Genomic DNA, 25,532 nt, shown 5'->3' on the forward strand with positions numbered 1-25,532 from the left:
AAGGCAATCAGCCTTTGTCGGGTATTGGCGGCGCCGGGTCGCCGCAAAGCGTAGCGGTGAGGGCGCGATCGCCCACCGCCCAGAACCGGGTATTGGCGAAGTCGGTCTCGCCGCTGCGGTTGCATTTTCCGTACAGAAGCGGGGCGCCATCGGCGCTGACCACCGCGCCGCCCGCTGCGCGCAAGATGGCGTCGCCTGCGGCGGTGTCCCACTCCATGGTGCGGTTGAAACGCGGATAAAGATCGGCGGTGCCTTCGGCAACGAGGCAGAATTTGAGCGACGAGCCGATCGGGGTGAATTGGGCGACGACGACGCCGGTCATCGGGGTCTCTGCTTCGCCGCCCTTATGGGAGCGGCTGCCGACAAGGGTGAGCCCGCCCGACGGCGCGGGCCGGATGGTGATGGGCGTTGGGGCGGCAATGCGGCCTTCGGCGACGCTGGCTGCAAAGGCCCCGCCCGCGGCACTGCCCCACCAGATGCGGCCCAGCGCCGGGGCATAGACCGCGCCCGCGATGGGGACGCCGTGCTCGATCAGGGCGATGTTGACGGTGAATTCGCCGTTGCGGGCTATAAATTCACGCGAGCCGTCAAGGGGATCGACGAGGATGAAGCGTTCGGCAAATTCGGGGACAATGCCATTGGCGACGGCCTCTTCGGCAATGACCGGCACAGCGGGGAACGCCGCGGAAAGGCGGGCAAGGATCAGCGCCTCGGCGGCGATATCGGCCTTGGTGAACGGGGAGGCGTCGGCCTTGAGGGTGACGTCGAATTCGCCGCCATAGATGTCGAGAATGACCGCGCCGGCGGCGAGGGCGATGTCGGCGAAGAGTTCGGCGGCGCTGGCCGGGAGCACAGGCGCGGCTTGCCGGTCGGTCGAAGTCATGAAAAGGGCTCGCTGCACATTTGAGGGTGCGCCGTTCATATCGGAAGGGGAAAGCGGCGTCACCCATTGCGTCGATTGCATGGGTCAGCCCCCCGATCCGTTGTGACGCAGGGTCAGCCAGAGGATGCGCAGGTCGAGCCGCAGGGAAAAATTCTCGATATAGGCGAGGTCGTGATCGATGCGGGCGCGGGCGTGGAGCAGGTCGTCAAGCGGGCCGCGATAGCCATTGGCCTGGGCCCAGCCGGTGATGCCGGGTTTCATGGCGTGGCGGGTGGCATAAAACGGGACGAGGCAGGTATAGCAGATGCCGCAAACCGTCATGGAATACACATGCGGGCGCGGGCCGATCAGCGACATTTCGTTTCTGAGCACATTGATGAGCTGGGGCAGTTCGTCGAGCGAGGTGCGCCGCAAGAACCGGCCAAGGGGGGTGATGCGCGGATCGTCGGGGACGGCCGGGCAGAGGCCGAAGGGATCGCAGCGGTCGGCCTGCATGGTGCGGAATTTGTAGATGCGGAACGGCTTGCCGTTCAAGCCTTCGCGGACCTGGCGGAACAGGGCCGGGCCGGGACTGGTGAGGCGAATGGCAAGGGCAATCAGCAGCAGGGCGGGGGCCAGCATCACAAGGGCGAGGCTGGCCAGAACCAGATCGGCACCGCGTTTGATGACGAGCCGGGTGCGCAAGCCGCGTGCCGTGCGGCGGGGAAAAGCGCCACCATAGCACAGGGTGAGGGGCAGGCCGGACGGATAGACGAGGCAGGGATGGGGGCCGCGCAAAAAGACAGTGGCGTCGCGCAGTGGAATCAGCACCAGCGGAACAGGACCAATCTTGCCCCGGACTTGCATCTGCGCCGGCACAAACCTTGCCATTGCCCCCTCCAACGCACTGTAAGGCGGTCATCAACATTGCGTTAAGCATCGAGGAAAAGTTCGCACAGTTCCGTACGTATTTGAACGCAGGGCGGCGGGGACGGTGATCAGCGGGGATAGGTGCGGGGATGAAAATCGCGCGCCGACACAGCCCGGCCCGATGGGACGCGCCAGACTGCGCCCGATCGAATCAGATCGGGCGATCCAAGTCTTTGTTCTGCCGCAAGCTTCTGCACCCCAATGCCGGCTCCGCCTTTGCTGGAAACGGCCTCACTGCTTGTTTATCGCTGTCCGACTATCGAACGGCCTCGGCCAGCATGGCATCCTGACGCTGGCGCAGGGCGTAGAGCTTGGTCGAGGTGTCGGGGGTGGCGTTGGCGGTGGTCAGCAACTGGCCCTTTTTGACCGGGACGGTGACCCGTCCGCCTTCAAGCAGGCCGACCGGGATGGCCCCGGCGGCGCGGGCATCGCCGACCGTCATGGTCCAGGAGCGGTAGCAGGTCTCGCCGATGGCATCGAGCGCGTCGCCGGGGGCGAGGTCACGCTTGGCCAGGGCGCACACTTCGGCCACCGGGCGGGGCAGCGGCACCATGTCGGTGCGGCCATAGAGCATCATGCGCGCGGCGGTGAGCGGCACTTCGAGGCTGGTCAGGTGATAGGGGCGGTAAAAGGCGTAATAGGGGCCTTTGCCGACCTTGAGGTCATCCATGCGCTCGACGATGCGCGGATGGGTGCCCTTGGCGATGACGAACACACCGGGGGCGACGCCCTTGCCGATGGTGTAATCGACAACGCCCGAGCGGGTGAGAACGCCGCCGTCAGCCTCGGGGATCAGCACTTTGGCCAGCGTATCGCGGTCGGCGTTGGGGCCGTGCATGCCGGGAATATCGGGGACCAGCCCGGTGGCATTGGCGATGGCGGCCATCTCGACCATGGTTTTCGAGCCGTCGATGAACTCGACAAGCATGCGCGGGTTCATGTTGCGGCGGGCGGCTTCCTCAAGATAGTCGGCGGGGACCGCGTCGTGATCGAGAGGGTTGTTCTTGCCCTTGCCGGCGGCGACGATTTCGAGCCCGAGCGCCGAGGTGAACTCGATCAGCTCCATGCAGGACGAAGGTTCGTCCCCGGCGCCGACCGAATAAAGGACGCCGAGCCGGTCGGCTTCGTGCTTGAGCCAGGGGCCGATGGTGACGTCGGCCTCGACATTCATCATCACCAGATGCTTGCCGTGCTCCATGCCGAGCAGGTCGAAATCGGCACCGACGCCGGGCTTGCCGGTGGCGTCGATGATCACATCGACTTCCGGGGCGGTGACCATCAGGGCGGTATCGGCGGTGACGGCGATCTTGCCCGCAGCGATGGCAGCGCTCATGGCAGCGCGGCTGTCGACTTCGCGCGCGTGTTCGGCGCGCCCGCCGGGGCCATAGGCGATATCCATGGCGGCGAGGGCCGTCGAGGGGCGGCGGGTGGCGATGGCGGCGATCTCCATGCCGTCCATGAGCGAGACCTGGGTGACCAGATCGGTGCCCATTTCGCCCGATCCAATGAGACCGAGACGGATCGGCTTGCCCGTCTCTGCGCGGCGCTGAAGGTCGCGCGCGATGCCGGTTCTGGAAATATTCATGACCCTTGGGGGCTTTGCGTGGATGAGGATGACGTTCTGTCTAATCCATTTGTGCGGGTAAGGGAAAGGGCGTTGGGTCTGCCCAGCGCGTGTTTTATGATAACGCAGGCCGAGACGAGGGGAATTGAGGGCAGCCATGAGCGATATTTCCATCACCACAGAGGGCGCGTGCGGGGTCATCCGTCTGACCCGGCCGCGGGCGATCAACGCGCTGACCGCCGCCATGATCGGTACGGTGCGCGACGCGCTGGAGCGCTGGAATGAAGATGACGGCGTCCGGGCGGTGCTGATCGAGGGGGAGGGCGACAGGGGGCTGTGCGCCGGGGGCGATGTGCGGCAGGTGCGCGAGATGGCGCTGGCGGGAGAGACGGGTCGGGTCGAGGCGTTCTTTGCCGACGAATATGACATGAACCTTGTGATCGCGACCTATCGCAAGCCGATCATCGCCTTGCAGCACGGGGTGGTGATGGGCGGGGGGATCGGGCTGTCGAGCCATGCGCGCTACCGCATTGCGACGCCAAACAGCCGGTTTGCCATGCCTGAAGCGGCGATCGGATTTTTCTGCGACGTGGGGGTCAACGCCATTTTGTATCAGACCAGCGAGGCGCGGGCGCTGGCGTTCCTGTTATCGGGGCAAATTGTGGGGGCAGGCGATGCCATGGCGCTGGGGCTGACCGATGTGGCGGTGCCGGAGGCGGCCCTGGCCGAAGCGCGCAGCCGGGTGATCGAAGCGGCGCGGGCCGATGAGCCCGATACCGCGATTTCCCAGGTGATCCAGGCGCTGGCGATCGAGCCGGACCCGGCGCAGTTCTGCGCGCTGGCCGATTCGCTTGCGCCGGTGTTTGTCGACACGGGCGCGGGGCAGATTCTTGACGGGTTGCACGAGCGGGCCGATGAGGGCGATCCGGGGGCGGCGGCGCTCTATGGGATGCTGGGGGCGCAGTGCCCGACATCGCTGGCGGCGATTGTGTTGTCGCACCGGCAGGCGCGGCGGACGCGCGATGTGCGGGCCATTCTCGCTGCCGATCAGGCGTTGGCCACGTATCTGGCGCAGCGGGCCGATTTTGTCGAAGGGGTGCGGGCGGTGCTGGTCGACAAGGACCGGATGCCGCGTTGGTCGCCGGAGCGGATGGACGCCGTCGATGAGGCGGCCCTTGCGGCGGTGCTGGCAGAAAAAGAGTAACGCGCCGACCCGAGGGCCGGCGCGTCGATGATCACTTATTTCGCGCCAGCGATCAGCTGGGCGGCAAGGTCGATCATGACCTTGGCCGAATCGGCGTTGTTGGTTTCAGCCATGGCGAAGTGACCGGTGCCGGGGGCACCCAGGTCGCCGAAGCTGACCAGCGAGGCGTCGATGCCGGCCTGCTGCATGGCGGCAAGCTGGCAGGGCTGGCCGGCGGCAAGGAAGCTTTCCGGCGCGCCGATCAGGATCACCGGGATATCGGCGTAGTTGGTCAGCGTGCTGACGGCATCGTCGGGCTGGACCTTGCACCCATCGGCGTTTTCGACGGCTTCAAAGCCTTCCGGCAGGGCCGGATCGAAGGTGAGGCCCTGGGCAATGGAGAGCATGTCCGAACCGCTCGCCTCAAAGGCGATGATGCCAACCACGTTCTCGGGCTGCTGATCGGCGGCCCAGAAGCCGCTGACGCCGCCTGCCGAGTGCAGGACGAGGACGGCAGGGCCGACCTTTTCGAGCAGCTCGGCGATGTCGTTGCCGGCCACTTCATTGCCCGCGTAAGGCGTGGTGGACGAGGCGACGATCCAGTTGCGCACGCTTTCGCTGTCGGACGTCAGGGCACCTTCGGGCCAGTTGTCGGCGGCGGCCAGACGGGCGATCAGCGCGCTGGGCACGGCGCTGAGCTCGCCATTGCCATAGTCGGGCGAAGCGGGCGAGCGGCCATAGCCGGGGCGGTCAACGATATAGAGATCGAAGCCGGCATTGAGGAAATAGTCGCGCCAGCCGTCGCGTCCATCCGGGGTATAGTACCAGTCAGAGGCCTGGCCACCGCCGCCATGGACGAGGATCAGCGGAATATCGTAGCTGGATTCTTGCGGGAAATAATATTCGACGTGCATCTGGTTCTTGACGAACACATTGCCGTCGGCGTCGGGCTCTGAAAACTGTGCTCCGACATAGAAATTGCCCATGTCACGCAGGTGAAGCGGGCCGGCTTCTCCGCCGAGCGCGCCATCCTGGGCGAAGGCACCAGAGGCGGTGGTCGCCAGCAGCGCGGTGGCCAGGACAGCCGTGAATTTGCGGATCATTTGTATCTCCTCCATCGGTTTGCGATCTGGTCGCGCGCGAATTGAACCTTACGCCGTCGCCCTAAGCCTGCATGATCCGCACATCCCGCCTGCACAATGCTGCTTGCGATGGAAAGCCTTGCGGTCAGGCGCTGAGCTGGGTGCTCGATTGCGCGCGCGTCTGGGCGCGGCGATAGGCTGCGGGGGTGGTGCCGGTCTGGCGGCGGAAATGCCGGGTGAGGTGTTCCTGACTGGCAAAGCCGCATTCGAGGGCGATCTGGACGATGGGCAGATCGGTGGTGACCAGCAGCAGCCGGGCGCGTTCGATGCGCAGGCCCAGCAGATGGCGATGGGGAGATACCCCCAGATGAGCCTTGAACAGCCGTCCGATATGGGAGGGGCTGCACCGGACGTGCGAGCCCACATCGCTCAGGGTGAAGGAGCGATCGACGTTGCGCACCATATAGTCAACAGCGCGGGTGATAATGGCGTTGGAGGACCGGTCGGGGCAGGCAGGGGGGCGCTCGCGCTCGGACGCAGCCTGAAGCCGGCCAATATGGGCGATGATGGTATCGGACAGGATGTCGAGAATGCCGCCGGCGACGCTGCGCGGGAAATCAATGACATTGCGCGACATGTCGAGCAGGCCGTCAAGCACCGGGTCGGAGGAGATCATCAACGGGCGTGACAGGTCCGTGGCCGGGTGTTGGGGGCAGGGGCGGGGAGCGGGCAGGGCGAGCGCGGCGTAAAGATTGATGCCGTGTTCGCTCAGATGGAGGCGAAACGTGCTCTGGGGCGGAATGATCAGAATGCCGCCTTCGGGCAGGGTGCGGCTATAGACCCGGTCGCGATAATAGACATCGGCGGCCATTTCCCCGCCGGTGTGCCGCATGATCAACAGGTCGGATTCGGCGCCGAACGAGCCGGAAAACGGCCCTTCGCGCCGCGCTTCGACCGCGATGCCGTCAAAGCCGCTGGCGATGGGCGCGCCGGGCAACTGCAAGGGGAACTGGTCGATGCGCGAAACGTGCATGGGCGCGTGTCCTTTCCTTTCCCGGGGAAACGGCTGGCCCGGATCGCACCGGGCCAGCCAGAAGTTCAGAACGGTCAGAAGCCGAACAGGGCCTCGCCCTGGGGGCGCTCCATGTCCTGTTCATGGAAGCGTTCCCACATCTGCGCCCAGGGGCGGCCGAACCAGTCGGGGACGACATATTCGATCACCTGGCCGGGCGAGACCGGCTGGCCGCGTCCGTCGATCGGGTAGATGGTCGGGTTGCACTCGACGAAAATGTATGGATCGCGGTCCTGATAATCGCCAAGCCGTTCGAGCACGCGGTCCATGCGGATTGGTTCGACCAGGGCTTCGGGATCGTAAAAGATCGTTTCGTGGCGCAGGCCGATCAGCTCGCCCGCGTCATCGCGTTCTGGCGAATAGATTTCGATGGTCTGCATCAGGTTGGAATGCTCGAACCCGCCATGGGTCATCCAGCCCTGGATGTTGGACGTCCAGGTGATGAGGTTGTCGCCATTCCAGAAGCCGATGGTTTCGCCATACCAGCGGGGTACGGCCTGACCGAGGCGCGGCGAGCTGCCGTCCTCGATGGTGAATTCATCGCCGATGCGGATCTGGGTGAGGAAGTTGTCGGCCACACCGGTGAGAATCTGCACGACATTGGGGTTCATCAGCACCTGATGGTCGCGCACGGAATGCTCGTGCCAGCGGCGCAGGAACCCTTCGGGCCAGCAATACTGGCTGGGCCACATGGCGGCATTGGTGTTGGCGTGGTGATAGGCCTCCTGCACGAAGCGCTGCTGGTAATCGGGGGTGAGCAGCGACAGGATGGTGGTGGCCTGAACGATGCGGCCCCAGAACCAGTTTTCGCTCGAATCGTTGTACACCCCATCCCAGTCGGGCAGGTCCCCGGCGGGGCGCTTGAGCGTTGCGCCAGCCTCGACAGCCTCGGCCATCAGCGCTTCGTAATGCTCCTGGGCGCTTTCGAACGGGTAGGGGCTGACGATGTCTTCACGCGGATAATCGGCATCGCAATAGCCCCAGGCCCCTGAGCCCGGTGGGGTGTCGCCGATGATGGCGTTGCCATAGGCGCCCCACTGCGATTCCAGACCCATGGGGCTGTTGCAGCGGAAATAGCGCGGATCGGACCACAGATCGGCATCCTGATAGAAATCGTCGGACGTGAAGATATCGCGTTCGAGCGCTTCGACCCCCTCGGGCACCTCGCCATTGCGGGCGGCGATGGCTTCCCCTCCAAAAGCCCCTCCGCTGCCGGCGCCAACGGCCCTGTGGCCTTCCTGATCGGCCATGGGCCAGCCAAATCCCACACTGTCATCGGCGGCCTGGGCCGGGGCAGCCAGCGCCAGGCCGAGCACGGCCAGCGACGTAAAAGCCAGCCGAGCTGGCACTCTAAAAGTCATTTGGTTCTCCTCCCAAAACACGGATTATTCGCTATGCGAAAAAATATCCGTACAGCGAATAGTGCGGCGAGGGGTTTGGGATTGTCAAGGTGGGAGGTGAGGGGGGCGGGGAGCGGGGGGCGTGGCGGTGCGTTGCCGGTAGGGGCGGTGGCGGTGGGAGCGGTGGGGAAGGAGGCGGGCGCTGCCGGTTACTGGATCCCGGATCAAGTCCGGGATGACAGGGTGGTGGGTGGAGCGGATCGGCGATCGCTTATCCCTGCTGCTCCGCACCGGGGGAGCGGTGGGCGCTCGGCTGGCGGGAGGGCGCTGGCAGGGGGACCGGGAAGGTGGGTATCAAGAACACTGCCAGGGTCAGGGTCTATCCTCAGCCCGTGCCACGTCCACCGCCGTCATCCCGGACTTGATCCGGGATCCAGTAACCGGCAGAGCGGAACATTGGCCTCGCCGTTGACGCGTTCGGGACACGGGGTGGAGCAATGGCAGGCCGGTGCTGAAGCCGGGATGACAGGGGGGCGCTCGGGACGGGCCCGAGGGTCCCAAAAGTCAGCCGTGGAGACGGGTGGCGATGTCGGCGAGGTGGCGGCCCTGCCAGGTGGCGCCTTCGAGTTCCTGATCGCTGGGCATGCGCGAACCGTCCGAAAGGGTGACCGTGGTCATGCCATAGGGCGAGCCGCCGCGGATCTTGTCGACGCCCATCTGGCCCTCATAGGCATAACCCAGCGGCACGATGATGATGCCGTGATGCTGGAGCGCCGCTTGCGTCGAGAGGATCGCCTGTTCCTGACCGCCATGCTGGGCAGCGGTGGACGACATCACCGTCGCCACCTTGTTGACCAGTGCGCCCTGACCCCACAAGGGGCCGGTCTGATCGAGAAAATTCTTCATCTGCGAGGCCATCATGCCAAAGCGCGTTGAGATGCCGAAGATGAAACCGTCATAGTCGGCCAGTTCGGCGGGCGTGGCGAACGGGGCTTCCTGATCGAGCTTGTAATAGGCGGCGCGGGCCACCTCTTCAGGGACCAGTTCGGGCACCCGCTTGAGGGTGACCTCGGCGCCGGTTTCGGCGGCCCCAAGCGCTGCTGCGCGCGCCATCTCCTCCATGTGACCGAAGCTGGAATAGTAGAGAACAAGAATCTTCGCCATGCATTTCCTCCGCTAGACGAAAAATAATTCGCACAGCGAATAGTGCGGCGAGGAATTGGGGGATGTCAAGATGGGTGGAAGGGGAGCGCGACAGGGTGGGGCTTGCTCGGCGACCGCTTATCCCTGCTGCTCCGCACCGGGGGAGAGGTGGGCGCTCGGCTGGCGGGGGGGTGTTGGCAGGGAGCGGAGGACGGGTGAGGCAAGGAACACTGCCAGGGTCAGGGCGTATCCTCAGCCTGGGCCACGTCCACCGCTGTCATCCCGGGCGAAGACCCGGGATCCAGTAAACGGCAGAGCGAAATATTGGCCTCGTCGTTGACGGGTTCGGGACACAGGGTTGTGCAATGGCAGGCTGGGGAAGGAGCCGGGGCGCACAGTGTACTGGATCCCGGATCAAGTCCGGGATGACAGCGCCTGGGGAAAAGACGGTGGGCCGACCGGCGCGCGAAAGGGGATCGACCCCCGCGGCTTAGCGGCCGGCGGGGGTGAGGGCGGTTTTGACGAGGACGGGGTATTGGGACAGTTTTGAGGAAATGTTGCGCGAGGACTGGAGTAGCAGCGACAGGCGGTCTTCGATCAGGTCCTCGGCGGACAGTCTTCCGCTATAGCCGGACGAGTTGATGGCGGCGACGGCGCGGCCTTCGCCGTCGAATACCGGGACGGCGAGCGAGGCGATGCCGTAGTCAAGCTCGTCGATGGCAACCGAATAGCCCAGGCGTCTGGCGTCCTTGAGCTCCTGGAGCATGGTGGGCTGGTCGGTGACGGTGCGGTCGGTCATCGCCTTGAACGGGGCGGTGGCGAGGAAGCGGTTCTGGACGGTCGAATCGGCATAGGCGAGCAAAATCTTGCCCAGCGAGGTGGCGTGAGCCGGGTAGCGCACACCGATGGCGGCGATGGGGCGCACGGCGCTCTGGCGCGAGGTGTGGGCCAGATAAAGCACCATGTTGTCATCGAGCACCGCCACCGACGCGGCGTCGCCGAACGTATCGACCAGCAGGCGCAGTTCGGGGAGCAGGAACTCATCGATCTGGCTTGAACGCATATAGGATGAACTGAGCGTGAGGACGCGCGCCCCCAGCGTGAACAGGCGGCCCTGCTGGCGCACATAGCCCAGAATCGACAGCGTATAGAGACAGCGTCGCGCCGTGGCCGGGGACAGTCCGGTGCGGGCCGCGACCTGGGAGAGAGTCATCTCCACATGCTCGCTGTCAAACGCCTCCAGAACCGCAAACCCGCGGGCGAGGGCGGAGTTGAATTCCTTCTCATCAATCACCTTGCCATCCAGGACGCTTGACATGGCGGCTCCTTTCCATAAATATTCGCTGTACGGATAGTATTTCGCCCAGCGAAAAAGTCCAGTCGCAAGGTGAAGCTAGCCCGAGGAGATTTATCGATGGACAATCCGCACTCCGCAAGAGGGTCTGTTGACTCGGCGCGCCCCGCCGGGTCCGGATACGGCCATATCGAGTGCGGAGCCGACTGGGCTGAGGCCGATCGGGTGCTGGTGGTACTGCATGGGCGCGACCGTGCCCCTGAGGACCTGGTCGAGTTGTTCGTGACCCAGGAGCAGGCAAACGATACCCGCATTCTGGCCCCCTATGCCCCGGACCGAAGCTGGTATGCGGGCCGCTATGATGCGCCCATCGCGGAAAATGAAACGGCGGTGGCCGAGGGATTGGCCCATATCGGCGCGGTTATGGCGCTCGGGACAGCCCACGGCATCGATCTGTCGCGGACGGTGCTGGCAGGGTTTTCGCAAGGAGCCTGCATGGCGCTCGAATATCTTCTGGGCGTGCCCGCGCGTCCGGCGGCGGCGGCGGTGTTTACCGGCAGTGTGCTGGGAATCGCCGGGGCCGGTGAGGCGCAGCCCAACTTCGACGGATTACCGGTGCTGATGACCGGGGGCGATGGCGATCCCTGGCTGCCGGTCGGCGATCTCAGGGCCAGCGCCGCCCTGATGGAAATGTATGGCGCCGATGTTCATCTGGAAATTTTTCCCGACAGCGACCACGCGGTCCGCGAACGGGAACTCACGCTTTTAGGACAGCTCATCGACAGGGTGGCTGCCTGAACCGCAACCCCTGCGTCTGCTTTGTGGAGGAGCGCAGGACCAAGGACTGACAGACAAGGAGGATTTCAAGTGTCTCAGCGTCCCAATACCAACAAACCGGCCAAGGGCCTCGACGGCAACCACCATATCACCGGCATTACCGCCGATGTGCAGGCCAATGTGGACTTCTGGAGCCGCATCATGGGGCTGCGCTTCATCAAGAAGACCCTCAATTTCGAGACCACGTTCCGCTACCACACCTATTATAGCGATACGGACGGGACGCGCGGCAGCGTGGTGACGTTCCTTGAATTCAATGATGCCCCCAAGGCCAAGCCGGGCAAGGGCAACCACGCCGCGGCCATCCTGCGGGTGCGCAGCCATGAGGCGCTGGACTACTGGATGGATCGGCTGACCCAGGAGCAGATCTATTCCGAACTGATGCGCCTCGATCCGACCCAGCCGCGCCGTCTGGTGTTCGAAGATTTTGAGGGCCACAAGGTCGAACTGATGGCGACCGATGCCAAGGACAAGCCGCTGGCGTTCCCGGCCCAGGATATCCCCGAAGCCTACCGCATTACCGGGATCGAGGGCATCCGCTCCTACGCGTCGCTCGACGAACTGGCCCCTTATGCCGAGCATATGGGCTTTGTGCGTAACGACGCCATGCAGCGCTTCGAACTCGAAGGCGCGACCAAGACGGCCCGCTGGTACACAGCGCCGGCCCCCGAAGGTCCGTTCCAGGAAATCGGCGCCGGTTTGTGGCACCACCTGGCACTCGATGCCGAAGACGATCTGTCGGGCTGGCGCGACTTTGCCCATTCGGGCCCGATCCCGACCACGCCGGTTTATGATCACCACGTATTCGACAGCTGCTACACCCAGACGCCGGGCGGCATCATCGAATTGTGCAATGACGGTCCGGGGTTCCTGGTCGACCAGACCCCCGAGGAACTGGGCGAGCGCCTGGCCCTGTCCAAGCGGGTGGAGCCGCTTCGCGCCCGGCTTGAGCGCGAATTGACCCCGATCACCAATCCGCGCCGGCCCGATGGCAGCCTGCGCAGCGGCCCGGCAGCAAATGCTGGCGACAAGCCCAAGGCCGCCAAGGAAAAAATTTCCGGCTAATTACCCGATCCGGCGGCGTCCGGGGCTTTGCGGCTCCGGGCGCTGCCGGAATGGACACAAACCGGCAGGCGAGCAGGATCGCCGCTCGGATTGTGCAGGAATGCGCGCGTTTAATGCCGCTTAATTGGGCGCGGCTCGCTGGCAAGCGAGCGAAAGGGAGACATTCATGACAAAACTCATTCTGCCGCGCGGGTTCAATCGCCGCCGGTTTCTCAAGGGCGCGGCCGGTGCCGGTGCTGCCTTTACCGCCACCAGCCTGTTCGCTCCGGCCATTCAGGCCCAGACGCCGACCATCCGCATCGGGTATGTGACGCCGCAGTCGGGCGGGCTGGCAGGCTTTGCCGAAGCCGACCAGATGATGATCCAGATGTTCCAGGAAGCGGTGGCTGGCGGCCTCAATATCGGCGGCACCACGTATAATGTGGAAGTCATCGTGCGCGACAGCCAGTCGAACCCGAACCGGGCCGGCGAAGTGGCGCAGGAACTGATCGTCTCGGAAAATGTCGATCTGATGCTCACCGCATCCACGCCCGACACCACCAACCCGGTGTCGACGGTGTGCGAGCTTGAACAGATGCCGTGCATCTCGACCATGGCACCGTGGGATGCCTGGTTCATGGGCCGTCAGGCCAACCCGGCCAATCCCGAGGGCTTCTTTTATACCTATCACTTCTTCCCCGGCTCGGCCGACTGGTTCACGACCTATACCAACATGTGGGCGCAGCTCGATGGGCTGAACACCAATGTCGGCGGGCTGTGGCCCAACGATCCGGACGGCAACGCGTTCTCCGATGCCAATACGGGCTTTCCGCCCTTCCTCGACAATATGGGCTACAAGGTGGTCGATCCGGGCCGCTACGCCAACCTGTCGGACGATTTCTCGGCCCAGATCGCCCTGTTCCAGCAGAACGATTGCGATATCGTCACCGGCCTGATGATCCCGCCCGATTTCACCACCTACTGGACCCAGTCGTTGCAGCAGGGCTACCGCCCGCCGGTCGTCACCATGGGCCGGTGCATCCTGTTCCCGTCCGCTGTCGAGGCGCTGGGCACGCAGGGGCATAATCTGTCGACCGAAGTGTGGTGGTCGCCGAGCCATCCCTACAGCTCGTCGATGAACGGCATGACCGCTGCTGAGCTGGCCCGCGCCTTCACCGAAACGACCGGCCGCCAGTGGACCCAGCCGATCGGGTTCACCCACGCCCTGTTCGAGGTTGCCCTCGACGTGCTGCAGCGCAGCGCCGATCCCAAGGATCTCGAAGCCAATACCGATGCCATCGCCGCCACTGATCTGGAAACGATGGTCGGCCGGGTGGCCTTCGGGCGCGACAATGTTCCGGGCTTTGCCGCGGCGAACGTTTCGACCACCAAGCTGGTCGGTGGCCAGTGGCGCATTGCCGATGGCGATCGCTATGAGCTGGTGATCGTCGATAACCAGGCCGCGCCGGAAATCGAGCTGCAGGGCGAAATGGAAGCCATCGCCTGAGGCCTTTCATCGGGACCTTTAAAGTCCGGATCAATTGCCGCCGTCTCCCGTAAGGAGGCGGCGGTTTTTTTGTGCCGATGGTTTGTGCTGGAGGGCGAGGAAACGGGCAATTGCGGTGGGGTCGATCCTTGACAAGGGCCGGGGAAATCATGAGAATGCGTTGTGCGAAAAAAAGTTCGCTGAACGAAAAGTTAGGAAATGAGAGCGGATGCCCGGGAACGCAGCGCTGCCCCCTCGCGACATCGACGCCACCCGCGCTGGCCACAGGCCGCAATGGGGTGCTGGCGCCTGGCATTCCTTCTCCCCCTCTTTGAAGACAAAAGGTCCAGTATGAAGATCGGCCCCCAATCCACACGGCAAACCAGCATCTCCACATCGACCCCCGATCAGATCGTGGTGCGCGGCAAGGATCTTTGTGAAGATCTGATCGGCAAGATCACGTTCACCCAGCACACCTGGTTGCTGGTCACCGGCGAGATGCCCACCGAAAGCCAGACCCGAGCCCTCGATGCGGCGCTGGTGGCGATCGCGGAACACGGGCTGGTGCCATCGGTGCAGGCGGCCCGCGTCACCTATGCGGCGGCCCCGGAGGCGGTGCAGGGTGCGGTGGCGGCAGGGCTGTTGGGGTGCGGCTCGGTTATTCTGGGCGCGGCGGAGGCGGCGGGCGCTTTTTTCAATGCGTGTATCGCAGCAGACGGCGATCGCCGGGCGGCCATCCACACCATCGTTTCCGATCTGCGGGCCGAGAAAAAAGCCATCCCCGGCTACGGCCATCCCTATCACAAGGCGCATGACCCGCGCACCGGGCGGCTGATTGCCGTCGCGCGCGAGCTGGGGGTGTTCGGCGAGCATTTCGAGACCGCGCTGCTGGCGGAAGAAGTGATCCCCGAGATCACCGGACGGCAATTGGTGCTCAACGTGTCGGGGGCGATTCCGGCGCTGCTGCTCGATGCGGGCTATCCGCTGCTGGCGATGAAGGGCGTCCCCATCCTCGCGCGCACGGCGAGCCTCATCGCCCACATCCTCGAAGAGCGCACCAATCCGATCGGCTTTGCGCTGACCGAGGCGGGATCGGGGGTCATTTCATATTCCGGCGACGTGCCCGCGGGCTTTGTCGCCGAGCGTAAGGAGGCATAAGGCCATGGACCTGCCACTCAAGGGAATCAAGGTTGTCGAGCAGGGCACGTTCATCACCGGGCCGTGCGCCGGGATGATGCTGGCCGATCTGGGCGCCGACGTCATCAAGGTCGAAGCTCCGGGGGATGGCGATCCCTATCGGACCTATCAGGAAGGGACCTATTCGCCGCATTTTCAGGCCTATAACCGCAACAAGCGCTCGATCGCCCTCAACCTCAAGGCCGAAGCCGACAAGGCGGTGTTCGATCAGCTGATCGCCGAAGCGGATGTGTTTATTGAAAACTTCCGTCCCGGTGCAGCCGAGCGAATGGGGGTGGGCTATGAACAACTCGCTGCGATCAATCCCAAACTCGTTTATTGCTCGATCTCCGGGTTTGGCCCGGACGGGCCGTATCAGAACCGGCCCAGCTATGATTCCGTGGCGCAGGCGCTGAGCGGGTTTCTGGGCGTGGTGACCGATCGCGACAATCCGCGCTTTCTCGGGCCAGCGCTCGCCGACGCCATCACCGGCATTTATGCCGCTTATGGCACGTTGGGCGCGCTGGTCAGCCGGGGCGTCAACGGCAAGGGGCGGCTGGTCGAGGTCTCGATGCTCGAAGCCATGGCGCATTTTTCCATCGAACCGTTCACCGCATTGTTTGCGCTCGGGCAGGCCCCGGTGGGGCTCGATCGCCCAAGGCTGGCGCAGGCCCATATCCTCAAGACCCGAGACGAAAAGCTGGTGGCCATCCACCTGTCGAGCCCGGAAAAATTCTGGGAAGAGGTGACCGAGGCGTTCGGAGCCCAGCATCTGCGCGACGATCCCCGGTTTGCAACGCGGCTGGCGCGGATCGACAATTACGAAGAGCTCGGCAAGGCGCTCGATGCGATTACCCGCCAGCGCGACCGCGCCGAATGGGACGAGATCATGAGCGGGTATGACGTGCCGTTTGCCGCCGTCAACGAAGTGGAAGAGGTGGTCAACGACCCGCAGGTTCAGCACATGAACCTGATCGTGCCCGTGGAAAAAACCGGGGACGATGCGGCGGACCGGGCCGTGCGGCCTGCGGTGACGCTGGATCGCCGCCCCACCCTCGATGTGCGCCCGGCCCCGCGCCACAATGCGGATGGCGACGATATCCGCAGCCGGTTGGCCGAGGGGGCGAAATGGCCGGGTCTGGATGACAACGAGCGGGCCGAAGCCGCCCAGTGATCGGGGCGGATTAGGGAGAGAGATGGCGCCGGAGTTGGGAAGCTCCGGCGCCTTTTTTGCTTTTCGGGGATTTGCCTCAGTAGGTGCCGAGGGTGATCGCGCCGGTACCCAAGACAGCGCCACTGGCATCAAGCGCGGTGATCTGCGCCGAATAGGTGTTGCCATTGCCCCCCGAGCACGGCGGCATATAGCCTTCGGCGAGGAAATCGCCCGAGGTCGCATTGGGCGCGGCGACAAAGGCGGGCGCGGGCAGATCGTCGGTCTCGCCGGGAACGCTGGGCAGGGTTACCGCGCCATCGGCGGGGGTGACGTCGAACCCGATGGTGCCGTGGCCGCCATTGTTCATCGGCTGATAGGTCTCATCGGAAAACGCCACATCGATCCGCGTTGTTTCGTCGGGCAGGCCTGAAATTTCAAGGGCCGGGGTTGCGCCCGAACCGCCCTGAAGGCTGCAATGCTGACCGGCCGGAACGGTCTCGCCGGTCCAGGCCGGATCGGCAAAGGAAACATCGAGCTGGGTCTGGGCCAGCGCCGGAGCACCGGCAAACAGAAGGGCCGCCGCAAGGGCAGCGCCAGAGAGCGTGGAGGTCCTGATCATTTCTCGATCCTTTCGGATAAACATGGGGCAAGTGCAAGCCGCCACTGCCGGATTCGGGCACGGCGCAAATCCGCCTGAGCGGGGGATGTCGCGCCGGGTGCAGCACCGGGTTGCCGAGAGAGAAAAACCCAGAACCGGAGGTGGTTCCTGCACAAAGTGCGCAGAGCGAGACGGTTCCGGGCTGTTTTTGCCCCGGCATGCGCGATTCATGCAGGCGCGGGCGCGGCGCGGCTTTCTAGTCTTGGCGGTCAACCAGGGGCGAGGAAGCACAGTCATGCGCGATTTCAACGAGGAAACGATAACCGATGCGGTCGTCGACAGGTTCGACGGCACCGAAAACCCCCGTTTGCGCCAGATCATGCAGGCGCTGGTCCGCCATGCCCATGCTTTCGTGCGCGAGGTCGAACTGACCCAGGAGGAATGGCTCGCGGCGATCGGGTTCCTGACCCGGACCGGGCATATCACCGACGACAAGCGGCAGGAATTCATCCTGTTGTCCGATACGCTGGGCATTTCCATGCTGGTCGATGCGATCAACCATCGCATGCCCGATGGTGCGACCGAAACCACGGTGCTCGGCCCGTTCTACGTGGACAATCCGCCGGTCCAGCCCGCCGATGCCGATATTTCGGGCGGGGAGACAGGCACGCCGCTCTATGTGACCGCCACGGTCAGCGCGCCGGACGGAACGCCGCTGGCCGGGGCCCAGGTCGATGTCTGGCAATCGGACGAGGACGGCTATTACGATGTGCAAAAGCCCGGCGACGATCCCAATTTGCGCGCGCGGTTCATCGCGGACGAGGACGGCAGGATCAGCTTCTGGAGCATCGTGCCCAAATATTATCCGATCCCGGCGGACGGGCCGGTGGGCGATATGCTGGAGGCGACCGGACGGCATCCGTACCGGCCCGCCCATATCCACTTCATGATCGCCCATGAGGGGTATGAAACGCTGGTCACCCATCTGTTCATGGAGGGGGACCCCTATCTCGACAGCGATGCGGTGTTCGGGGTCAAGCAATCGCTGATCGTTGCGCCACAAGCGCAAACGGGTCCGGCACCGGCGGCGGCAAACAAGCCGCAGGGCAGCGCATGGATGCGGCTCGATCACAGGTTCGGCCTCAAGCCGACCGCATGAGGGGGGAAATCATGCTGGAAACCGACGTACTGATCGTGGGGAGCGGCCCGGCGGGATCGACCGCCGCGGCACTGCTGTCGAGCTATGGCATCGACAATATGGTGGTGACCAAACATGGGTGGCTGGCGGACACGCCGCGGGCCCACATCACCAATCAGCGCACCATGGAGGTGCTGCGCGATCTGGGGCTCGAAGAGCAGGCGATGCTGTATGGCACGCCCAATGAGCTGATGGGCAATACGGTGTTCTGTACCTCGCTGGCGGGGGAAGAACTGGGGCGGCTGAGGGGATGGGGTTCGGACCCGATGAGCTTTGCCCGCCATCGCAAGGCGAGCCCGACCCAGATGATCGACCTGCCGCAAACCTATCTTGAGCCCATTCTGTTCAGCGCAGCCTGCGCCCGGGGCACCAAGGCGAGGCTGTCGACGGAATATCTGGGGCTTGAGCAGGATGAGGACGGGGTGACCGCGACGGTCAAGGACCGGCTCACCGGCAAGAGCTATCAGATCCGGGCCAAATACCTGATCGGCGGGGATGGGGGACGCTCGAAAGTCGCCGAGGATATCGGCCTGCCGATGCAGGGCCGGATGGGCGTGGAAGGGTCGATCAACATCCTGTTCAAGGCGGACCTGAGCCGGTACGTCGCGCATCGGCCTTCGGTGCTCTACTGGGTGTTGCAGCCGGGCTCGGATGTGGGCGGCATCGGCATGGGGCTGGTGCGCATGGTGCGGCCCTGGAACGAATGGCTGATCGTGTGGGGATACGATATCGAGGCGGAGCCGCCGCAGATCAGCGAGGATTTCGCCCGCAGCGTCGCCCATGCCCTGATCGGGGACGATACGGTGCCGGTCGATATCGAATCCGTGTCGCTGTGGACCGTCAATCATATGTATGCCGAGCATTACGCCAAGGGGCGGGTGTTTTGCATGGGCGATGCGGTGCACCGGCATCCGCCGTCGAACGGGCTGGGCTCTAACACCTCGGTGCAGGATGCGTTCAACCTCGCCTGGAAACTGGCGATGGTGCTCAAGGGGCAGGCGACGCCAGCCCTGCTCGATACCTATAACGCCGAACGGGCCCCGATCGGGCGGCAGATCGTCGAGCGCGCCAATCAGTCGATCCGCGAGTTCGGCCCGATTTTTGACGCGCTGGGCTTGCTGGAAACCAAGAATGCCGAGGCCATGGTCTCCAATATGGAGGCCCGCAAGCACGACAGTGCGGAAGGGGGCCGCCGCCGCGACGCGTTGCGCGAGGCGATCGCCTTCAAGCGCTACGAGTTCGATGCCCATGGGGTGGAAATGAACCAGCGTTACCGGTCGGCGGCGGTGGTGAGCGGGAAAGATGACGCGCCGGAGTTCACAGAGGATTCCGAACTGATCTACCAGCCGACAAGCTTTCCCGGCGCTCGCCTGCCCCACGCCTTTGTGGAGCGGAACCGGGAAACGGTGTCCACGCTCGACCTTGTGGGGCGGGGGCAGTTCACCCTCCTGACCGGGATTGGGGGCGAGGGCTGGGCAGCAGCGGCACGGGCGGCTCAGGAGCGGCTGGGGATCACGGTCCGGGTCGTCGCCATCGGGGCGGGACTTGAATGGGAGGACCATTTCGGCGACTGGGCGCGGCTGCGCGAGGTCGGCGATGACGGGGCCATTGTGGTGCGCCCCGATCAGGTGGTCGGCTGGCGGTCGCATCGATTGGTGGACGACCCGGCAGCAGCGCTGTGCGCGGCGCTTGCCGCGATAACCGGGCGCTGATCCGGCGACAAAGGAGCGGCGGGACGGGCGGTGTAAAGCCTAAGGCCTGGGGGATTTTGTCTGCATTGAGGGGCGCTTTCCGTCCTGCGCGTGTTTTGTGCAGAACACGCATCGCGAACATGCAGGTCACCGCCCGAGGGCATCGCCATTATGCTTTGCGATACCGGGCTTTGGCGCCCGTATCCTGTGTTTCCGCCTGCGGGAAATCAGGTCGGGAACCATTGATCCAGGGAGGAAGTCTTGTATTCCATAGTCAGACGACACGTTACGACGGCCGTGTCGCTGGGAGCACTTTTGCTCGTAGCGACACCTGCGTTCGCGCAGTGGGAGAGCGAAGCCGACATGCTCGCCGCCCATCCCGAGCTGCCATGGCACTCGCCTTATGAGAGCGACAGTGCCGGGCGCGGCTGGGCCTATCCTGACGCCAATCAGTACCCGATCGTCGGGGCCGGTGGTCCGGGCGGCGAGAACTCCATTGCGGCACGGGGCGGGGACGCTCCCGAGGGCATCGAGCCGCTGGAGCGCGACCTTTATACCTCCGACGACTTTTACATCGATCGCGAGCTGTGGAGCGACCAGCGGTATTTCCGGTGCAACAGCGGGCTGGCCAATGAATCGCTGTGGGGAGCGTATGGCAATTCGGGTTCGCTGATCGAAGACGATGATCCGGCGACGGCACCGTGGGGCGCATGTGACGAGGACTATCCCCGCGAAGGGATTGTCAGCCCGTACGCCTTCGATACGGCACAGGCCCATTATGAAGCGCTGATGGCGGAAGCCGACGCCAAGGGTGGCCCGACCGAATATGACTGGGACAACCCGCCGCCCAACTGGAGCGGTCGGTTCACCCGCATGCCCTATGAAAACTGGTGGTGGCAGCGGATCAGCCAGATTCCGACGATCCTGTCGCTGCTGACCGACGACTACCAGACCCGCGTGGTGCAGGAAGCCTATCATCAGGGCAACACCAATGCCGCCCAGTGGCCGAGCCAGTATTGCTGGCCCGAGGGCATGATGCGGCGCTGGCACCAATATGCGGTGCAGCAACCGCACCAGCTGCTGGTTACGCCCAATCTCGTGCAGTGGCTGATGGGAACGGCGGACAACTTCCTGTTCCAGTACAATATCGGTCGTGACTTCAACTATGAAGGCAACGTGCCGCGCCTGGGTCAGGACGTGCCGCGCTGGTACGGTGAATCGATCGGCTTCTGGGACGGCGATGCGCTGATCACCTGGACGTCGAACGTGCAGGGCTGGGTGACGCACAACGCGTTCGAGCACTCCAACCAGTTGCAGGTCATCGAAATCCTCACCCCGCGCGAGGAAAACGGCGAATTCGTCGGCTTGCACCACGAAACGATCTTCTACGACGCGGAAGCGCTGTTGCAGCCGGTCCGCCAGATTCAGTGGTACGAGTTCCAGAACGACTTCACTGAAGGCGATCCGTATATCTTCATCGAGTGCAACCAGACGATCTTCCCGATCGACGGTCGTGCCACGCCGACCTCTCCTGGCCAGACGATCGAATACACGGTGCCCGACCGGTTCGGCCGCCCCTGGGCCGCGATCCAGGAGCAGTATTTCGAGCAGGATATGGAGCGCCCGCAGGCGGAAGGCCTGTTCGGGTTCTGATGAACCGATGATGTGCGGCTGCGGGAGATTTTCCGCAGCCGCACATCAATATGTTGGCCTCGCGGCCAGACTTGAAGACGACATGTTCCAGCCTATGGGAGTGGGCGGGGACCAGATGAGGAGAGCACAATGAAGCGCTTGAAATCCTTGATTTTGGGCGGCGTTACCGCCGCTTTTGCCGGCCTCGGGCTGGTGGGCCCGGCGGGCGCACACCACTCGTTCGCCATGTTCGATGGTTCGCAGATGAAGGTGTTTACCGGCGTTGTCGTGCGCATCAACCCGGACGCCAACCATTTGCAGATTTTCTTTGCGCCGCTCGATGACGAGCGCAAAGCGGTTATCCGTAACGACGCGGGCGAGCCCGTCATCTGGGCCGTTGAAATGGCGGGGGCCGCGCAGGCCGCGCAGCAGGGGATTTCTGTGAATGGCTTTACGCCGGGAACGATCTTCTCGGTGGGTCTGCACCCGCTGCGCAACGGCCAGCCGGGCGGCGACCGGGGACAATCGGGCCTGTTCAAATGCCCGGCAAACACGCCGCCGGCGGCTGGCCAGCACTGTGACAGCGTCGAGGGCGCAACCTCGCATGGCGAGGGTGTGATCCCGCAGGAAGGCGCGTTGACCGAAGAATACAACCCCGACGCCTAAGGCGGGGCCAAAAAGCCGGTGCCGGGGTGCTGTAAGCCTCCCGGTGCCGGCGCAAAAACCACCAAGGGAGGAATGCGATACCATGCGTGAATTTGCCAATTGGCTGGCGGGCACCGGTCTCAACCAGACCATCGCCGGGAACCTATGGATGATCCCGACGATCCAGTCGGTCCATATCGTCGCCATCGGCGTGCTGGTCGGTGCGCTGTTCATGGTCGATATGCGCATTCTCGGGGTGGTCGGCAAGGACCAGAGCCTTGTGGTCACCAGCCGCCGCTTTGCGCCGTGGATCTGGGGCGCCATCGCCGTGCTGTTGACCTCGGGCGTGTTGCTGATCTTTGGCGAGCCGGAACGCGAACTGCTGAGCTTTTCGTTCTGGGCCAAGATGATCCTTGTCGTGATCGGCACCGCCATTGTCGCGGCTTTCCAGATTCACCTGCGGGGCCGCGAGGCCGAATGGGAGACGACGCTGGTTGCTGCGCCCCTGACCAAGGTGTTCGCCATCGCCTCAATCGGAATCTGGATCGCGATCATGGTTCTGGGGCGCTTCATAGCCTGGGACGCCCAGATCTGGGGCGCCCTGTCGCCGCAGCTTTAAGCAACATTACGGCTTGGTCCCGGGAGGAATAGGCATGGATTTTTATCAAATTTTCAGCGGCATCGAAGCCACCGGCATTGCGACCTGGGTGCGCGAGTCGCTGTATGGCCTGCCCATCGTCAATGCGCTGCATGTGATCAGCATCGCGCTGGTGTTCGGCACGATCTTCGTCGTCGATCTGAGGCTGGTCGGATGGCAGTCGGTGACGCGGCCATTCACCAATGTCGCCGGCGACCTGCTCAAATGGACCTGGTTGGGCTTTGCCGTTGCGCTGGTCACCGGGCTGCTGATGTTTTCGGCCAATGCGACGACCTTTTACGTCAACACCCAATTCCAGCTCAAACTGGCGGCGATCGCTCTGGCGGGGATCAACATGATGGTGTTCGAACTGGTCACCGTGCGCTCGGTCTCCCAGTGGGACACGGACCGGACAACGCCAAACGCGGCGCGGTTTGCCGGGTTCGCCTCGATCACCCTTTGGGTCAGCGTCATCGTTCTGGGCCGCTGGATCGGGTATTCCAAGGGGTTCAATTTTGACGCTCCGATCGATATCGATTTCGATCTGGACAATCTGTTCGGGGCCGCCGGACAGCTCATTGCACCGTATGTTGGCTAGGGGAAAACAGACCATGAAAGCAACAAGCACACTTGTCGCCCGCAACGGGCTGCATGTCGCCGCCGGTGCCGTCATCGCGACGGGGCTGATGGTTTCGGCTGTTCTGCCCGGCCTTTCCCAGGACGTGCGGTTCGGCGACCCGATCGAGACCGACTACGCGCCCTATACGTTGGGGCAGGCGGGCGAGGAGATCGCGCGCAGCCTCGACGGGCTGCCCCAGGAGGCGGACGCTTCGACCCGCACGGAAACAGTCACCTTTTCAGTGGGCGGGCTGGTCGAAAACTACGGGCAGGCCGAATACAAGATCACCATGAAGCCCGGCGATACGGTGTATTATGCGTGGACGGCTTCGGGGGACATTCACTACGAATTCCACGGCCACACCATGCTCGACGCCAATACGCCCGGCGACGCGGTGCTGTATCGCAACGAGACGGGCAGCGCTTCTGCCGGGGTGCTGACCGCGCCGCTGGAAGGCTGGCACGGCTGGTATTTCGTCAACGATTCCTTTGATACGCCGGTCGAGATCGAATTGACGCTGGCCGGGGACTTTGAAATGACCCCGGGCTTTCTCAACTCGCGGTAAGCGCGGCGGCTCCGGCCAGAGCATTTGACCCGTCGGGATAGAGCCGGCCATCGTGCATGGTGAGGACCCGGTCGCAGAGGCTGTCGAGCAGCTTGCGATCGTGGCTCACCATGACGATGGCCGTACCGTTTGCGGCGAGGGCATCGAGCAGGCCAACCACGGTGGCGGTGGCGGCGGCATCGAGCGCGCTGGTGGGTTCATCGGCGATGACCAGCGCCGGTCGGGCTGCGATCGCCCGGGCAATGGCAATGCGCTGGCATTGACCGAGCGAGAGTTCGCTCGGGCGGGCCTCGATATCGAGATGGCCCAGACCAACGGTTTCCAGATGCTGGCGCGCTGATTGTTTTTGCGCGGTGCGGTTGAATGGCCAGCGCCCGAGGGTGTGCGGTTCCGTCAGGCTGCGCCAGATCGGCCAGCGCGGGTCGAGACTTCCCGAGGGATCCTGAAACACCGGCATGACCATGCCGGGGGCCGCCTGATCGACAAGGCGTCCGCCAGCCATGCGCTTGCGCCTTGTGGGGAAACCAAAAGAGAGGGTTCCGGCGCTGGGGGCTTCGATGGTGCCCAGCAGGCGCAGCAGAGTGGATTTCCCGCCCCCAGAGGGGCCGCCGATACCGACGATCTCGCCCCGGCAGACGCTCAGGTCCGCATGGGAGAGCGCCTCAAACAGGCCATAGCGGCGGGCCAGCGCCTGGCCCTTGACCACAATGGTTTCGTCGCGCGGCTGCGTGAGGCGCGGACTGGCCAGCGCGCGCGCGGGCGCAGAGGCCTGGGGCGGATGCCAGCAGGCGACCGCCGCTGGGGGCGGAGCCTGGGTGCGGCATTGCGGTTCGGCGCTGGAGCAGCGCGGCGCAAAGGCGCAGCCTTCAATGGGCTGATCGAGCCTTGGGGGCGAACCGGGCAAAGGCAGGGGCAGGACGCCCCGGCTGCGCGGCAGAGCGAGGCTGAGCCGACGGGTATAGGGATGGCGGGGATTGAGCCCGACCTGCTCGGCGGTGCCGATCTCGACGATCTGGCCGGCATAACAGACCGCGATCCGGTCGGCGTGGCGGGCGACGAGGTCGAGATCGTGGCTGACCAGCAGAACGGCGGTGCCAGCGGCGCGCAACAGGTTGAGGGTGAGATCGGCGTGATCGGCGTCAAGCGCGCTGGTGGGCTCATCGGCGACGATCAGCGGCGGGCGGTGCGCGGTGGCCGCCGCGATGGCGGCGCGTTGCAGCATGCCGCCGCTCCATTGGTGCGGGTATTGCCGGAGACGGCGCGCAGCGTTTGTGATGCCGATGGCGCTCAACTGCGCCGCAGCCTCGTCCCGGGGCACTGGCAGGCCGTGGGCCTTCCACGATTCGGCCAGATGCCCGCCAATGGTGGTCAGCGGATCGCAGGCTTCGAACGGGTCCTGGGCGACATAGCCGATGCTCAGCCCGCGCAGGTGTTGCAGACGCCGTTCGGGGGCGGCAAGCAGGTCTTCGCCCCCAAAGCGGATGTGGCCGGAGGTGTTGGTGGAGCGCGGCAGCAGGCCGATCACCGCGCGGGCGATGGAGGTCTTGCCGCAGCCCGATTCGCCGACCAGCGCCAGACACTCGCCCGGCTGGAGCGCAAAGCTGACGCCGCGCACGGCGTGATTGCCGCCCGCATAGGTGAGCGAGAGATTGTCGACCGAGAGCAAGGGCAGGGTGGGGGCGTTCATTTGTCCGCTCCGCTGTCGAGCACATCGCGCAAGGCATTGCCGATCAGATTGACCGCGACGACCGAGACAAGGATCAGCCCGGCCGGAGCGAGCA

Annotated in this window: 23 protein-coding genes; 13 read left to right on the forward strand and 10 right to left on the reverse strand. The window is 64.4% G+C overall.

The features are described 5' to 3' along the window. Positions 1-7: 7 nt before the first annotated feature. From cysQ to VNS12_RS01515, 3 genes are all read right to left on the reverse strand, one after another. Entirely contained in the window at positions 8-883 is an 876-nt protein-coding gene (gene cysQ, locus VNS12_RS01505; RefSeq protein ID WP_325486074.1) for a 3'(2'),5'-bisphosphate nucleotidase CysQ, read from the reverse strand. Between the two features lie 84 nt (positions 884-967). After that, complete coding sequence (locus VNS12_RS01510; RefSeq protein ID WP_325486075.1) at positions 968-1,753, reverse strand: sugar transferase; 786 nt, start codon at positions 1,751-1,753, stop codon at positions 968-970. Positions 1,754-2,048: 295 nt separating this feature from the next. Continuing rightward, the gene (locus tag VNS12_RS01515; RefSeq protein ID WP_325486076.1) at positions 2,049-3,377 is read right to left on the reverse strand and encodes an NAD(P)H-dependent oxidoreductase; all 1,329 of its coding nucleotides are present in this window, start codon (positions 3,375-3,377) and stop codon (positions 2,049-2,051) included. Between the two features lie 136 nt (positions 3,378-3,513). On the opposite strand from VNS12_RS01515, the gene VNS12_RS01520 reads away from it, so the two are divergent. After that, a complete protein-coding gene (locus tag VNS12_RS01520) occupies positions 3,514-4,560 on the forward strand; it encodes an enoyl-CoA hydratase/isomerase family protein (RefSeq protein WP_325486077.1) in 1,047 nt (348 codons plus the stop codon). Between the two features lie 35 nt (positions 4,561-4,595). Here VNS12_RS01520 and VNS12_RS01525 read toward each other — a convergent pair whose 3' ends face one another. From VNS12_RS01525 to VNS12_RS01545, 5 genes are all read right to left on the reverse strand, one after another. Then, positions 4,596-5,642, reverse strand: a complete 1,047-nt coding sequence (locus VNS12_RS01525; protein ID WP_325486078.1) for an alpha/beta fold hydrolase — start codon at positions 5,640-5,642, stop codon at positions 4,596-4,598. A 124-nt stretch (positions 5,643-5,766) separates the two neighbouring features. After that, on the reverse strand, positions 5,767-6,654 hold the full coding sequence (locus VNS12_RS01530) for an AraC family transcriptional regulator (RefSeq protein ID WP_325486079.1): 888 nt from the start codon (positions 6,652-6,654) through the stop codon (positions 5,767-5,769). A gap of 74 nt (positions 6,655-6,728) precedes the next feature. Further along, positions 6,729-8,054, reverse strand: a complete 1,326-nt coding sequence (locus VNS12_RS01535) for a hypothetical protein (RefSeq protein ID WP_325486080.1) — start codon at positions 8,052-8,054, stop codon at positions 6,729-6,731. A gap of 543 nt (positions 8,055-8,597) precedes the next feature. Further along, complete coding sequence (gene wrbA / locus VNS12_RS01540; protein WP_325486081.1) at positions 8,598-9,197, reverse strand: NAD(P)H:quinone oxidoreductase; 600 nt, start codon at positions 9,195-9,197, stop codon at positions 8,598-8,600. A 469-nt stretch (positions 9,198-9,666) separates the two neighbouring features. Beyond that, positions 9,667-10,494 carry an IclR family transcriptional regulator gene (locus VNS12_RS01545; protein ID WP_325486082.1) on the reverse strand — a complete coding sequence of 276 codons (828 nt, stop codon included), beginning with the start codon at positions 10,492-10,494 and terminating at the stop codon, positions 9,667-9,669. Positions 10,495-10,590: 96 nt separating this feature from the next. Between VNS12_RS01545 and VNS12_RS01550 the strand changes: the two genes are divergently transcribed. The 5 genes from VNS12_RS01550 to VNS12_RS01570 all read left to right on the forward strand — a co-directional run bounded on the left by VNS12_RS01550 (position 10,591) and on the right by VNS12_RS01570 (position 16,187). Next, the gene (locus VNS12_RS01550) at positions 10,591-11,268 is read left to right on the forward strand and encodes an alpha/beta hydrolase (protein ID WP_325486083.1); all 678 of its coding nucleotides are present in this window, start codon (positions 10,591-10,593) and stop codon (positions 11,266-11,268) included. Between the two features lie 69 nt (positions 11,269-11,337). Beyond that, entirely contained in the window at positions 11,338-12,372 is a 1,035-nt protein-coding gene (locus VNS12_RS01555) for a VOC family protein (RefSeq protein WP_325486084.1), read from the forward strand. Positions 12,373-12,538: 166 nt separating this feature from the next. Further along, positions 12,539-13,858, forward strand: a complete 1,320-nt coding sequence (locus VNS12_RS01560; protein ID WP_325486085.1) for an ABC transporter substrate-binding protein — start codon at positions 12,539-12,541, stop codon at positions 13,856-13,858. 330 nt (positions 13,859-14,188) lie between these two features. Then, on the forward strand, positions 14,189-14,995 hold the full coding sequence (locus VNS12_RS01565; protein ID WP_325486086.1) for a citryl-CoA lyase: 807 nt from the start codon (positions 14,189-14,191) through the stop codon (positions 14,993-14,995). Positions 14,996-14,999: 4 nt separating this feature from the next. Further along, positions 15,000-16,187, forward strand: coding sequence for a CaiB/BaiF CoA transferase family protein (locus tag VNS12_RS01570; RefSeq protein ID WP_325486087.1), 1,188 nt, complete (start codon positions 15,000-15,002; stop codon positions 16,185-16,187). A gap of 76 nt (positions 16,188-16,263) precedes the next feature. On the opposite strand, the gene VNS12_RS01575 is transcribed toward VNS12_RS01570, so the two are convergent. Beyond that, on the reverse strand, positions 16,264-16,785 hold the full coding sequence (locus tag VNS12_RS01575; protein WP_325486088.1) for a hypothetical protein: 522 nt from the start codon (positions 16,783-16,785) through the stop codon (positions 16,264-16,266). 274 nt (positions 16,786-17,059) lie between these two features. Between VNS12_RS01575 and VNS12_RS01580 the strand changes: the two genes are divergently transcribed. The 7 genes from VNS12_RS01580 (at position 17,060) to VNS12_RS01610 (ending at position 23,751) form a co-directional block, all read left to right on the forward strand. Further along, positions 17,060-17,923: an intradiol ring-cleavage dioxygenase gene (locus tag VNS12_RS01580; RefSeq protein ID WP_325486089.1), complete on the forward strand. Its 864-nt coding sequence runs from the start codon at positions 17,060-17,062 to the stop codon at positions 17,921-17,923. A gap of 11 nt (positions 17,924-17,934) precedes the next feature. Further along, positions 17,935-19,674, forward strand: a complete 1,740-nt coding sequence (locus tag VNS12_RS01585) for an FAD-dependent oxidoreductase (protein WP_325486090.1) — start codon at positions 17,935-17,937, stop codon at positions 19,672-19,674. Positions 19,675-19,914: 240 nt separating this feature from the next. Beyond that, complete coding sequence (locus VNS12_RS01590; RefSeq protein ID WP_325486091.1) at positions 19,915-21,306, forward strand: hypothetical protein; 1,392 nt, start codon at positions 19,915-19,917, stop codon at positions 21,304-21,306. A gap of 129 nt (positions 21,307-21,435) precedes the next feature. After that, complete coding sequence (locus VNS12_RS01595; RefSeq protein ID WP_325486092.1) at positions 21,436-21,951, forward strand: DUF6152 family protein; 516 nt, start codon at positions 21,436-21,438, stop codon at positions 21,949-21,951. An 82-nt stretch (positions 21,952-22,033) separates the two neighbouring features. Further along, on the forward strand, positions 22,034-22,549 hold the full coding sequence (locus tag VNS12_RS01600; protein ID WP_325486093.1) for a DUF6644 family protein: 516 nt from the start codon (positions 22,034-22,036) through the stop codon (positions 22,547-22,549). Positions 22,550-22,583: 34 nt separating this feature from the next. Beyond that, positions 22,584-23,165, forward strand: a complete 582-nt coding sequence (locus VNS12_RS01605; RefSeq protein WP_325486094.1) for a DUF6644 family protein — start codon at positions 22,584-22,586, stop codon at positions 23,163-23,165. Positions 23,166-23,178: 13 nt separating this feature from the next. Continuing rightward, positions 23,179-23,751, forward strand: a complete 573-nt coding sequence (locus VNS12_RS01610; protein WP_325486095.1) for a hypothetical protein — start codon at positions 23,179-23,181, stop codon at positions 23,749-23,751. Here VNS12_RS01610 and VNS12_RS01615 read toward each other — a convergent pair. Further along, a complete protein-coding gene (locus VNS12_RS01615) occupies positions 23,738-25,438 on the reverse strand; it encodes an oligopeptide/dipeptide ABC transporter ATP-binding protein (protein ID WP_325486096.1) in 1,701 nt (566 codons plus the stop codon). The genes VNS12_RS01610 and VNS12_RS01615 overlap by 14 nt on opposite strands. Positions 25,439-25,532 lie beyond the last annotated feature (94 nt).

The organism is Pelagibacterium sp. (genome assembly GCF_035555455.1).
In the GTDB taxonomy this organism is placed as follows: domain Bacteria; phylum Pseudomonadota; class Alphaproteobacteria; order Rhizobiales; family Devosiaceae; genus Pelagibacterium.

What these genes read in the sequence shown, in the direction of transcription:
- VNS12_RS01610 (WP_325486095.1), top strand. Translation starts at nt 23,179, where the DNA reads ATGAAAGCAACAAGCACACTTGTCGCCCGCAACGGGCTGCATGTCGCC.
- VNS12_RS01570 (WP_325486087.1), top strand. Translation starts at nt 15,000, where the DNA reads ATGGACCTGCCACTCAAGGGAATCAAGGTTGTCGAGCAGGGCACGTTC.
- VNS12_RS01585 (WP_325486090.1), top strand. Translation starts at nt 17,935, where the DNA reads ATGCTGGAAACCGACGTACTGATCGTGGGGAGCGGCCCGGCGGGATCG.
- VNS12_RS01600 (WP_325486093.1), top strand. Translation starts at nt 22,034, where the DNA reads ATGCGTGAATTTGCCAATTGGCTGGCGGGCACCGGTCTCAACCAGACC.
- VNS12_RS01510 (WP_325486075.1), bottom strand. Translation starts at nt 1,753, where the DNA reads ATGGCAAGGTTTGTGCCGGCGCAGATGCAAGTCCGGGGCAAGATTGGT.
- VNS12_RS01595 (WP_325486092.1), top strand. Translation starts at nt 21,436, where the DNA reads ATGAAGCGCTTGAAATCCTTGATTTTGGGCGGCGTTACCGCCGCTTTT.
- wrbA (WP_325486081.1), bottom strand. Translation starts at nt 9,197, where the DNA reads ATGGCGAAGATTCTTGTTCTCTACTATTCCAGCTTCGGTCACATGGAG.
- VNS12_RS01565 (WP_325486086.1), top strand. Translation starts at nt 14,189, where the DNA reads ATGAAGATCGGCCCCCAATCCACACGGCAAACCAGCATCTCCACATCG.
- VNS12_RS01580 (WP_325486089.1), top strand. Translation starts at nt 17,060, where the DNA reads ATGCGCGATTTCAACGAGGAAACGATAACCGATGCGGTCGTCGACAGG.
- VNS12_RS01550 (WP_325486083.1), top strand. Translation starts at nt 10,591, where the DNA reads ATGGACAATCCGCACTCCGCAAGAGGGTCTGTTGACTCGGCGCGCCCC.
- VNS12_RS01615 (WP_325486096.1), bottom strand. Translation starts at nt 25,438, where the DNA reads ATGAACGCCCCCACCCTGCCCTTGCTCTCGGTCGACAATCTCTCGCTC.
- VNS12_RS01545 (WP_325486082.1), bottom strand. Translation starts at nt 10,494, where the DNA reads ATGTCAAGCGTCCTGGATGGCAAGGTGATTGATGAGAAGGAATTCAAC.
- cysQ (WP_325486074.1), bottom strand. Translation starts at nt 883, where the DNA reads ATGACTTCGACCGACCGGCAAGCCGCGCCTGTGCTCCCGGCCAGCGCC.
- VNS12_RS01530 (WP_325486079.1), bottom strand. Translation starts at nt 6,654, where the DNA reads ATGCACGTTTCGCGCATCGACCAGTTCCCCTTGCAGTTGCCCGGCGCG.
- VNS12_RS01605 (WP_325486094.1), top strand. Translation starts at nt 22,584, where the DNA reads ATGGATTTTTATCAAATTTTCAGCGGCATCGAAGCCACCGGCATTGCG.
- VNS12_RS01560 (WP_325486085.1), top strand. Translation starts at nt 12,539, where the DNA reads ATGACAAAACTCATTCTGCCGCGCGGGTTCAATCGCCGCCGGTTTCTC.
- VNS12_RS01520 (WP_325486077.1), top strand. Translation starts at nt 3,514, where the DNA reads ATGAGCGATATTTCCATCACCACAGAGGGCGCGTGCGGGGTCATCCGT.
- VNS12_RS01525 (WP_325486078.1), bottom strand. Translation starts at nt 5,642, where the DNA reads ATGATCCGCAAATTCACGGCTGTCCTGGCCACCGCGCTGCTGGCGACC.
- VNS12_RS01515 (WP_325486076.1), bottom strand. Translation starts at nt 3,377, where the DNA reads ATGAATATTTCCAGAACCGGCATCGCGCGCGACCTTCAGCGCCGCGCA.
- VNS12_RS01535 (WP_325486080.1), bottom strand. Translation starts at nt 8,054, where the DNA reads ATGACTTTTAGAGTGCCAGCTCGGCTGGCTTTTACGTCGCTGGCCGTG.
- VNS12_RS01575 (WP_325486088.1), bottom strand. Translation starts at nt 16,785, where the DNA reads ATGATCAGGACCTCCACGCTCTCTGGCGCTGCCCTTGCGGCGGCCCTT.